9 protein-coding genes and 1 tRNA gene are annotated in these 10,439 nt (G+C 50.4%); 4 read left to right on the top strand and 6 right to left on the bottom strand.

The annotated features are described in order from the left end of the window. Positions 1–218 precede the first annotated feature (218 nt). From pgsA to uvrY, 3 genes are read right to left on the bottom strand one after another with little or no spacing between them, the layout of a single operon-like run. Positions 219–767 (bottom strand): CDP-diacylglycerol--glycerol-3-phosphate 3-phosphatidyltransferase, encoded by a 549-nt coding sequence (pgsA, locus tag J8X26_RS25590; RefSeq protein WP_152325563.1) that lies wholly within the window; start codon positions 765–767, stop codon positions 219–221. A 56-nt stretch (positions 768–823) separates the two neighbouring features. Then, complete coding sequence (gene uvrC, locus J8X26_RS25585) at positions 824–2,659, bottom strand: excinuclease ABC subunit UvrC (RefSeq protein WP_152325562.1); 1,836 nt, start codon at positions 2,657–2,659, stop codon at positions 824–826. Further along, positions 2,652–3,308 (bottom strand): UvrY/SirA/GacA family response regulator transcription factor, encoded by a 657-nt coding sequence (gene uvrY, locus J8X26_RS25580; RefSeq protein WP_152326324.1) that lies wholly within the window; start codon positions 3,306–3,308, stop codon positions 2,652–2,654. Before uvrY ends, uvrC begins: the two co-directional genes overlap by 8 nt. A 776-nt stretch (positions 3,309–4,084) precedes the next feature. Here uvrY and J8X26_RS25575 point away from each other — a divergent pair. The 3 genes from J8X26_RS25575 (at position 4,085) to J8X26_RS25565 (ending at position 5,376) form a co-directional block, all read left to right on the top strand. Further along, entirely contained in the window at positions 4,085–4,309 is a 225-nt protein-coding gene (locus J8X26_RS25575; protein WP_015697982.1) for a DUF2594 family protein, read from the top strand. A gap of 116 nt (positions 4,310–4,425) precedes the next feature. Further along, positions 4,426–4,596: a hypothetical protein gene (locus tag J8X26_RS25570; protein WP_208952382.1), complete on the top strand. Its 171-nt coding sequence runs from the start codon at positions 4,426–4,428 to the stop codon at positions 4,594–4,596. A 3-nt stretch (positions 4,597–4,599) separates the two neighbouring features. Beyond that, positions 4,600–5,376 (top strand): helix-turn-helix transcriptional regulator, encoded by a 777-nt coding sequence (locus tag J8X26_RS25565; RefSeq protein WP_152325561.1) that lies wholly within the window; start codon positions 4,600–4,602, stop codon positions 5,374–5,376. On the opposite strand, the gene leuA is transcribed toward J8X26_RS25565, so the two are convergent. Continuing rightward, entirely contained in the window at positions 5,345–7,015 is a 1,671-nt protein-coding gene (gene leuA, locus J8X26_RS25560; protein ID WP_208952381.1) for a 2-isopropylmalate synthase, read from the bottom strand. The genes J8X26_RS25565 and leuA overlap by 32 nt on opposite strands. Before the next feature lie 192 nt (positions 7,016–7,207). On the opposite strand from leuA, the gene J8X26_RS25555 reads away from it, so the two are divergent. Continuing rightward, complete coding sequence (locus tag J8X26_RS25555; RefSeq protein ID WP_208952380.1) at positions 7,208–8,974, top strand: EAL domain-containing protein; 1,767 nt, start codon at positions 7,208–7,210, stop codon at positions 8,972–8,974. 68 nt (positions 8,975–9,042) lie between these two features. On the opposite strand, the gene J8X26_RS25550 is transcribed toward J8X26_RS25555, so the two are convergent. Both J8X26_RS25550 and J8X26_RS25545 read right to left on the bottom strand, forming a co-directional pair. Further along, on the bottom strand, positions 9,043–9,456 hold the full coding sequence (locus J8X26_RS25550; protein WP_152325558.1) for a hypothetical protein: 414 nt from the start codon (positions 9,454–9,456) through the stop codon (positions 9,043–9,045). A gap of 416 nt (positions 9,457–9,872) precedes the next feature. Continuing rightward, positions 9,873–9,948 (bottom strand) — tRNA-Lys (locus tag J8X26_RS25545). Positions 9,949–10,439: the final 491 nt, after the last annotated feature.

Genomic DNA, 10,439 nt, shown 5'->3' with positions numbered 1-10,439 from the left:
CGGGAAACGAGACTCGAACTCGCGACCCCGACCTTGGCAAGGTCGTGCTCTACCAACTGAGCTATTCCCGCTTTAATCAGAACGTACTGATTTTTTTAACTATCTTCTGGCGCATGACTGGCTGCCTTCCGATGCGTTGCATTCTACTGACCTGACGGATTGAGTCAATAAAATTATCAGGTTCATGCGATCGTTTGACGTTTTTTACGTCAGTTTGATCAGGGTTCCAGCAAATCGTGGCGCGCAGCGTTCAAATACTGGAACATTGACCAGAAAGTCAGCACCGCAGCAATGTAAAGCGCAACCACACCGACACCCACCACGATGTTATCCGGACGCCACAATAACGCGACCAGAGACAACATTTGCGCCGTTGTCTTCACTTTACCAATCCAGGACACCGCAACGCTGCTCCGTTTACCAATTTCCGCCATCCACTCGCGCAGCGCCGAAATGATAATTTCACGTGCAATCATCGTCGCCGCCGGCAACGTAATCCACCATGAATGAAAGTATTCTGCGACCAGCACCAGCGCGATGGCAACCATCACTTTGTCTGCGACCGGATCCAGAAATGCACCAAAACGCGTTGTTTGCTTCAGGCGACGGGCAAGATAACCATCAAACCAGTCAGTCACCGCAGCAAAAACAAAAATCAGCGCGCAGGCCAGTGATGCCCAGGGATAAGGCAGATAGAAAGCCAGCACAAAGAACGGTATCAGTACAACGCGGAACAGGGTAAGGCACGTAGGTATATTAAATTGCATAGCGAAGGTAACTGTTTGTCCGGTGTGGATATTATGAGTATGTTGCTACATTGCCTTTAGTGTTTCAACGCATTATGAATCTTTTCTGCCAATGCGTTAGAAATACCCGGCACCTGTGCAATTTCCTCTACGCTGGCATTCAGTAATGGCTGAATGCCTCCCATGTATTTCAGTAAAACCTGACGCCGTTTTGGCCCGACGCCTTCAATTTCTTCCAGGGCACTGGTCGTACGCACTTTAGCGCGACGCTGACGGTGGCCGGTGATCGCATGATTGTGCGAGTCATCGCGGATGTGCTGAATCACATGCAATGCCGGAGAATCCGCCGGTAACGCAATGCCCTCACCTTCTGGTACGAAAAACAGCGTTTCGAGCCCGGCTTTGCGGTCAGCACCTTTCGCGATACCAATCAGCAGCGGTTTAGATTTATCCCACTCAACATTCAGCGAATCAAAAACATCGCGCGCCATGCCGAGCTGGCCTTTCCCGCCGTCAATAAAGATGACATCGGGAATTTTCTTTTCATCGAGCGCTTTACCATAACGGCGGTTCAGCACCTGAGCCATCGCCGCGTAATCATCGCCTGGCGTAATACCGGTAATGTTATAGCGGCGGTATTCCGAACGCACCGGGCCGTTGCCGTCAAAAACAACGCAGGAAGCGACCGTTTGCTCGCCCATAGTATGGCTGATGTCGAAGCATTCCATGCGGTTAATTTCGGCAAGATGGAGTGTTTTTGCCAATTCTGCCAGCCGCTGATGGATGGTGGATTGCTGCGCAAGCTTTGTTGTCAGCGCGGTGGACGCGTTGGTACGCGCCAGTTTCAGATAACGCGCGCGATCACCGCGAGGCTTACTTTGAATCTGAACTTTACGTCCGGCCATTTCACTGAGCGATTCCGCCAGCAAGTCTTTTTCTGGCAAGCTGAAATCCAGCAGAATTTCACCGGGAAGCGTACGCATCTGGCTCCCCTGCAAATAAAACTGCCCGACAAACGTCTGCACGACTTCGCCCAGATCGGTGCCGCCCGGCACTTTCGGATAATAGCTGCGGCTGCCAAGGACTTTACCCTGACGGATAAACAGCACATGAAGACAGGCCATTCCCGACTCAAAGGCCACGCCGATGACATCCAGATCTTCGCTGTTGCCCGATACAAACTGACGTTCTGTGACGCGACGGACGGCCTGAATCTGATCGCGGATCCGCCCGGCATCTTCAAATCGCAAATCTTTGCTGGCTTCTTCCATACGACTGACCAGCTGCGTCACAACCTGCTGATCTTTGCCCGACAGGAACAGACGCACGTAATCTACCTGATCGTTGTATTCCTGATCGCTGACCAGCCCTTTGACACACGGGCCCAGACAACGGCCAATCTGATATTGCAGACACGGACGTGAACGGTTGCTGTAAACACTGTTTTCACACTGTCGGATGGGGAAAAGTTTTTGCAACAGCGCCAGCGTTTCGCGAACAGCGTAAGAGTTTGGGAAAGGCCCGAAATATTCGCCTTTCGCATGCTTCGCGCCACGGTGAACGGTAATTCTCGGATGGTTGTCCGCGCTGAGGAAAATCAGCGGATACGACTTATCATCGCGCAGCAAAACGTTGTAGCGCGGCTGATACAGTTTGATGTAGTTGTGTTCAAGCAGCAGCGCTTCAGTTTCCGTATGCGTTACGGTGACATCGATTTGCGCGATATTTTTGACCAGCGTTTCCGTTTTACGACTGGAAACCTGGACGCGAAAATAGCTGGAAAGACGTTTTTTAAGGTCTTTGGCTTTACCTACATAGATTACGGTGCCGCTGGCGTCATACATCCTGTAGACGCCCGGCTGGCTGGTGACCGTTTTCAGAAAGGCTTTAGGGTCGAAACGCTCATCACTCACTGCCTGATAAAGTCTCCGCGTTGAACAAGCCGTGCCGGATAGCCAAATGGGTTAACTCAACATCGCCGCTAATATTTAATTTACTAAACATCCTATAACGATAACTGTTAACTGTCTTCGGACTCAAGTTCAGCTGTTCTGAAATTTCATTCACCTTTTGCCCTTTGGTAATCATAAGCATGATCTGTAATTCACGCTCTGATAAGGAATCAAAAGGCGTTTCAGATTGGGGTTCAATCTGGCTGAGTGCCATTTGCTGAGCGATGTCAGACGCAATATAGCGCTGACCCGAATCAACCAGGCGGATAGCATTCACCACTTCCTGTGGCGCAGCCCCTTTACTCAGATAGCCCGAAGCCCCGGCCTGCATCACTTTGGCGGGTAACGGATTTTCGGTATAAATCGTCAGGATGATTATCTTGATGTCGGGCGAAAAACGAATGATTTTCTTCGTCGCTTCTAACCCGCCGATACCCGGCATGTTCATATCCATCAGGACAATATCAACATCGTTGGCGCGACACCATTTGACGGCATCTTCACCGCATTGCGCCTCACCAACGACTTTGATGCCTTTGATATCTTCAAGAATGCGTCGGATCCCTGCGCGCACCAGTTCATGGTCATCAACAAGAAGAACGCTAATCAAAGAGAATTCTCCAAAAAATAAGGGCGACACACCGTCAGGTTCTTCAAGCCCGTCTTAACGTAATCATGTACGCTGAACATTAATAGTGTTCTCAGACCGCTTATAAACGAAGAGGAGGTGGCAATTAGAGGCCAGCATTAACAAACTCGCCCCACTACCGCTCATCGGCAGTGTTTTAAATCAGGAAGACGAAAGCATTATTATAGCCCGCGTATTTTACTCTATCATGCCGTCCTGACCAAGGAATGTCTGAAAAAAACTACTTTGCTGAATGTAAATGAGAAGTGCCATCACCTGTATTAATAATTCGTTAAAAAAACCTGTCTAATCAACGAAAAGGCTGATCAGAGGTCCGATGTTTTCAGCAGTAAAAAAATAATAACACCGGAATTTTCAGGTCTAAAACAGGCATTTTCTTAGACAGCTTATTTATCCGTCAACGTCGTTCTTTCATATATCTATGATATATCCGATTATTATTTTGGATAGCACGAATTGCTGATGGCTTATATGAATAAGTCTGCACATCTGCATGAAAGGTTCTCAGCTTGCTATTACGTTTAGTATTCTTTACGGCGCCCATAATATTCCGTATGAATAATCCTATTTGGCTGTTTTAACCGCAACAGGTCCGCGCTGCACTAAACCGTGCCAACTATGCTAAAATGCTGCCACTTTTCACCCTTCATAGCGGGTGAGTTCACTTTTTGCCCTGTTCTTTTTACCGTTCAGAATTCGGCGTGCTGCCTGCCAGCCTGTCTGAGGAGATTTAAATAATGAGTAATTGCGATTTTACGACTGAAGCAAACGTTGAAACACTGGCGACCGAAGTTGCCTGCCTGAAAGCCACGCTGACCCTGATTTTGAAAGCCATTGGTCAGGCTGATGCAGGTAAAGTCATGCTGAATATGGAACGTTTTGTGGCGCAGATGGAAGACGAGCAACAGGCTGAAGTCTTCAAAAACTCCCTGCAACAAATCAAATTCGCTTATCGCCAGTAAGAATATTTCGGAGCCTGCCGCCTGGCGGGCTCCGCGCTTTCCCCGCACGCCCCCCGGCTTTCGCCCTATATTCTGCTATAATAGAGCCCTGTATTCACATCATCAGGACAACCGTAATGAGCGAAAATAATAAAGAAAACAAAAGCAAGGCAGACGCAGTCCATGTCAGCGACGGACTGGCAGAACTGATTGAAGCGGCCGAGCAACTGACAGAAGAAGAGATTGAGAAAGCGGCTGAAGAAGCCAAAAAGGCCGTCGAAGACGCCAAGAAACAGAAACATCACTGATCAATGCACCGCAACTTCCTTGCACCTCATCAGGCCATCGCGCCGCTGGCCATTGATTATCAGCATGGTGATAGCGAAGCGGCACACAGCCACCACTGTTCGCAACTGATCCATACTTTATCTGGCGTTGTTGAGGTGAACACCGCGCTCGGCACCTGGATGGTTCCGCCGGGCCGCGGCGTCTGGCTGCCCGCAAACGTCGAACACAGCCTGCGTTTTATCGGTGGCGTAAAAGCCCGCACCTTATTTGTCGATCCCCTCGCCCGCGCCGATTTACCCGCGCAGTGTCAGGTGGTCCAGATTTCCCCCCTGCTCCGCGAACTGATTCTGACATCTCTGACGATCCCGCACGATTATCTGCCGGGCGGCCGTGATGAACGGATTATGGAGTTACTGCTCGACGAACTTCGGTTACTACCAACGTTGCCGCTTCATTTGCCCGAGCCCAAAGAACCGGAGTTGCTTGTGCTCAGCCAGCAAATTCGCGCCGATTTGTGTGCGTCATGGGAGCTTGAGGAAGTGGCTAAGCGTCTGGATATCAGCAGCCGGACACTCTCGCGCCGCTTTCAGCGCGAAACCGGGCTGCGTTTCAGTGACTGGGTCAGACAGGCAAAATTACTCGAAGCGATTAACCAGCTGGCAGCAGGTCTCTCGGTGATTGATGTCGCGCTGGCACTGGGCTATGACAGCCCGAGTGCATTCAGCGCGATGTTCCGCCGTTCCCTTGGCATTTCACCCAGCGAATATTTTAGTCAGACAGAATCCCGCCAGCCGCATTAAACAGCGCCTGCACGGAAGCACTGGAGACATCGCTGTCGATACCCACACCGTAGCGGGTTTCCCCATGACGCCCCTGACAACTCAGGTACGCAACGGCACGGCTGTGGCTCTGATGCCCTAACGTATGCTCGTGGTAATCGCCAATTTCCAGTTCCACGTCACAACTGCGGCGCAGGGCATCGACCGCGCCGGACAACAGCCCGTTGCCGCTGCCGGCAATTTGTTGCTCTTCATTGCGGTAGCGGATGCGCGCACTGAAATGACAGACATTTTGCTCATCACTGCGGATGTCGTAGCTCAGCAGTTTTACCACCGGTTGCTCGGTCAGTCCGTAACGCGCACGGAACAGCCGCCAGATATCGCTGGTGCTCATTTCCTTGCCATGCGTATCGGTTTCGCGCTGCACGGCTTTACTGAAATCTATTTGCAGGCCGCGCGGCAGTTTCAGCCCGTGATTCTGTTCCAGCAACCAGGCCGCCCCGCTTTTGCCCGACTGGCTGTTGACGCGGATCACTGCCTCGTAACTGCACCCGACATCAGCGGGATCGAGCGGCAGATAAGGCACCCGCCAGACGTCACTGTCTGAGGTTTTCTGCGCCGCGAAGCCCTTTTTGATGGCATCCTGATGTGAACCGGAAAATGCGGTGAACACCAGTTCACCGGCATAAGGATGGCGCGGATGCACCGGCAGCTGATTACATTCCTCAACCGCTTCGACAATCGCCTGCAAATTACTGAAATCCAGTTCAGGGTTTACGCCCTGGGTATAGAGATTCAGCGCCAGCGTCACGATATCCACATTCCCGGTACGTTCGCCGTTCCCGAACAAACAACCTTCCACGCGATCGGCACCCGCCAGCATCGCCAGCTCGGCACACGCCACCCCGGTTCCGCGGTCATTATGCGGATGCACGCTGATGGAAACCTGCTGACGACGGCTGAAATGCCGGCAAAACCATTCAATCTGATCGGCGTAAATATTCGGCGTACTGACTTCCACGGTGGCCGGTAAGTTGATAATCATCGGACGCTCAGCGCAGGGCTCCCAGACATTCGCTACCGCTTCACAGACTTCCAGTGAAAACTCCAGCTCAGTAAAACAAAACGTTTCCGGGGAATATTCGAACGTCCATTGCGTCTGAGAGTATTGTTCGCACAACTGGCGGATCTGCTTCGCACCACGGACAGCCAGCTCGCGGGTGGCGGCCTTATCCTGACTGAAGACCACTTCGCGGAAAACCGGCGCCGTAGCGTTATATAAATGTACGATGGCGCGCGGCACATCTTTCAGGGCTTCAAACGTGCGGGCAATCAGATCCGGGCGCGACGGCGTCAGCACCTGAATCACCACGTCGTCGGGGATCAGCTTGTCTTCAATCAACCCGCGCACGAAATCAAAATCGGTTTGTGATGCAGAGGGAAACGCCACTTCAATTTGCTTAAAACCACAGCGCACCAGCAGGTCAAAAAACTGGCGTTTACGTGCATTATCCATCGGTTCCGCAAGAGCCTGATTTCCGTCACGCAGATCACTTGAGCACCATTGCGGCGCTTTATCGAGCGCATTCCCCGGCCACTGGCGGTCCGGCAAATTCACCGGGGGGAACGGGCGATATTTCTGTGACGGGTCGTTTAACATACGAATCTCCTTAGGAATAAAGTGAGCGGCAATGCTCTGCGAATTCCATAGTACGCAAACGATATCCTTCTGCGCCTTGCTAACTGACAGCAACCCTCGCAAAACGGACAAAAAGAAAATGATAAATGAATCAGAGTCACGCTATAGTGCATACCTAAACGCGTCCAGTTCGGCGATCAGAGGTCGTACAGAATGAAAAGGGTTCTGAATCCAAACGAAAATAAACGGCTTGCGGCGCTGCAAAAACTCAAGATTGCGGACAGCAATCCGGATGAAGTGCTTGACCTGATTACCCGCCTGACTCAACAAATTTTCGATATTCCTATTTGCATCATTACTCTGGTTGACCAACACCGTCAGTGGTTTAAATCCAAAACTAATACAGCAACTCAGTACACCGCACGTGATATTGCGTTTTGTGATCACACCATCCGCTCTTCTTCGGTGATGGTCGTCAACGATGCCACAAAGGATCCGCGTTTCAGCGAGAATCCGCTGGTCACCGCCGATGAGGGAATGCGTTTCTACGCCGGTGCCCCGCTTATCACCCGCGATGGTTTTGCCGTCGGCAGCCTGTGTCTGGCCGACAAACAACCGAGAGATTTTTCCGTGCAGGAAGTGGAAATGCTCTCGGATCTCGCGGCTATCGTCATTGATATTATCGAATCGCGCAGCTCGGTGAGCTTTGTGGATATCGTTACGCGCCTGCCTAACCGCCAGCGGCTGATGGAAGATATCGCGCAACTGATCAAAACGCCGGATAACACGTCCTATCTGCTGATCCTGATCGATACGCTCGACACGCTTTATGCCTACGACATCGGGCGTTCAATTGGCATTCCGAAAGTCGAAAACATTCTTAAAGACGTCGGTGCTTTCCTGCGCAGTGAACTGAATGAAAACGACAAAGTTTACAGCCTGATGCTCGGCCGCTTTGCGCTGATCAAACGGCTCGATGAACAGCAGGAGATTTTCAATCAGCTGGAAATCGCCGCCGCTAAAATCCAGTGCAGCATTACCAGCGATATCCCGATCAATGTCCGCTTGCACGCAGGTTACACTGTCTTTTCGTCAACCTCTTCCTGCGCGGAAACCACCCTGCGTCAGGGTATGTCGTCCCTGCATGAAGCCATCAGCAATAATCAGCTGGTGATGCCGTATCAGCAGGAATCCGATGTTATCCAGCTACGTGCCTTCAATTTGCTTAATGACCTGATGGCGACCGTCGCGTCCTGCGAAGATTTTCATCTGCTTTATCAGCCAAAAATTCGTCTGGCTGACAAAAAATTCCAAGGCGTGGAAGCGCTGATCCGCTGGCGGCACCCGACACTCGGGGTCATTTCACCTTCAGAGTTCATTCCTCTGGCAGAAAAAACCCCGCTGATTACGCCGCTGACTAACTGGGTCATTACTCAGGCCGTAATGCAGATTGCCGAATGGCAAAAACGCGGCGCGCAGATCCAGGTTTCCATCAATCTGACGGCCAATAATCTGGTGGAACAGGATTTGGTTCAGCGCATCCATACCGCGCTAATCCTGCATCAGGTTTCCCCGTCGATGCTGGAAATCGAGTGTCTGGAAACCCAGACGCTGGTGAATAATCCGCACGCCGTCGCATCGCTGGATGCCCTGAGACAAATGGGTATCAGCATTGCGCTGGACGATTTCGGTTCCGGCTACAGCAACCTGAACTATCTGCAAAAAATTCCGGCGGATACGCTCAAGCTGGATCAGTCCCTGATTCAGGGCATCAGCAATGACAGCAAAAGCAAAGTGATCGTCAAATCGATGATTGAAATGGCGCATGCGCTGAGTTACCAGGTCGTTGCCGAAGGCGTGGAAGACAATGACACGCTGATGTGTCTGGAAGAACTGCGTTGTGATTCCGTACAGGGCTTCTATTTTTCCCGCCCGCTGCATCACGATCAGATACTGGAATGGTCGAAACCGTACATCTGATATTCCCCGTGTAATCATGGCGAAAAATAGCCATAAAAAAACCCGCCGGAGCGGGTTTTTCATTTCGGTCATTCGCCGGTTTTCTGCCGGATATTGTAGGTTCCGAAGAAACTGCGGTCTGTTTCGAGACTGACAGGTTTCCCGTTCGCATCCACAGTAATCGAACCGGTCGTTTTGGTCAGTGCGCAGGCAAGACGAACGTCGATGGTTCGCATGCCGTTTGGCACATTTAAATCCACATACTGATTAAAGTGCAGCGACGCGACGGTCTGACCATCTAGAATCACGATCAGCGGACAGGTCTTTTCAAAAGGTATTACCGACCACTGCTCGATGCGGTGCAATCTGACATGCGTCTGGCCCGCCGGCGGTGTGGTGCTGGCATTGGCAAACGACGATTTGACCTGAAGTGTCGGCTCGTAAGGATTAGCTGCACACCCGGCTAAAAATAGAGCAGCCAAGGCCACCAGTGTTTTTTTCATCGTTATCTCCCTGAGTTTATGCACGAATAATAGCAGCGTGCGCGCATTTGTCCGACTCTTTTTAGGAGAGATTGTTGCACCGGAAGCAGGCCGGGCAAAACAAAATCACACCCCAGATTGCAATGTTAAAGCATTGGGAAATTAATGCCGTGCCAAAGAAAGCCTGAATATTTCCTGTCAAAAAATGAAGTTCCTGAACCAGTAAAGTTAAACAGCCGCTCCAGAAAATTTATATCCCGCATTTCATCAAATTTAACCACAGTAAAACTAATCCGAACTCACAGATTAAATTTAAGGCAAAGCACAGATTTATATTTCCGGAATTAGAACGAAATAATAATATTGCTGAATCAGGAAGATAAAACAGAAGGGAATGACGAAATAGGGGAATCACAACGCATTGATAACCAGATTGTTGGTGGGTCGTGGCGGGTTCGAACCGCCGACCAATTGATTAAGAGTCAACTGCTCTACCGACTGAGCTAACGACCCAACGGGACGGATTATTCTCTTCTCAACGGATGATGTCAAACACTTATCCCTACTTTTTTTACAGTTATTCTCAGTGATAATTGTGAAGCCCATCACAGTGAAAAACGGTATTATTCCCGTCGCTGTCACTGACATTTGATTAATTAACACTCAGTTATCCGCGTTGTAAAAAATACGATACATTTTTTTCTGCGGCATTTTTCATGCCAGTTATAATAAATGCGCATATAACATTACTATTACACCGGTCATCCCGGCTGTCGTTCCAGTTAGGCTGACAAAAGAGCCATTGAGAGCTCAATTTACTGACATAAATAAATGCGATATGGCGGAGTTCATACGCAAAAAAGCAAAAAACAGGAATCAATACAACATGCAAGAAGAGTCAAAAATCCTCACTCAGTCAGAGGAAGAGAACGCAGAAGGCTTGCGGCGAAACCTCTCTAACCGCCATATTCAGCTTATCGCTATCGGCGGTGCCCTCCGGACCG

The organism is Rahnella sp. ChDrAdgB13, assembly GCF_017655185.1.
Taxonomy (GTDB): Bacteria; Pseudomonadota; Gammaproteobacteria; order Enterobacterales; family Enterobacteriaceae; genus Rahnella; species Rahnella contaminans.
This window is presented reverse-complemented; position numbering and strand designations above follow the sequence as displayed.

Coding starts and splice junctions, on each gene's coding strand:
- pgsA (WP_152325563.1), bottom strand. CDS start 767: ATGCAATTTAATATACCTACGTGCCTTACCCTGTTCCGCGTTGTACTG.
- J8X26_RS25575 (WP_015697982.1), top strand. CDS start 4,085: ATGAGTAATTGCGATTTTACGACTGAAGCAAACGTTGAAACACTGGCG.
- J8X26_RS25570 (WP_208952382.1), top strand. CDS start 4,426: ATGAGCGAAAATAATAAAGAAAACAAAAGCAAGGCAGACGCAGTCCAT.
- J8X26_RS25565 (WP_152325561.1), top strand. CDS start 4,600: ATGCACCGCAACTTCCTTGCACCTCATCAGGCCATCGCGCCGCTGGCC.
- leuA (WP_208952381.1), bottom strand. CDS start 7,015: ATGTTAAACGACCCGTCACAGAAATATCGCCCGTTCCCCCCGGTGAAT.
- J8X26_RS25555 (WP_208952380.1), top strand. CDS start 7,208: ATGAAAAGGGTTCTGAATCCAAACGAAAATAAACGGCTTGCGGCGCTG.
- J8X26_RS25550 (WP_152325558.1), bottom strand. CDS start 9,456: ATGAAAAAAACACTGGTGGCCTTGGCTGCTCTATTTTTAGCCGGGTGT.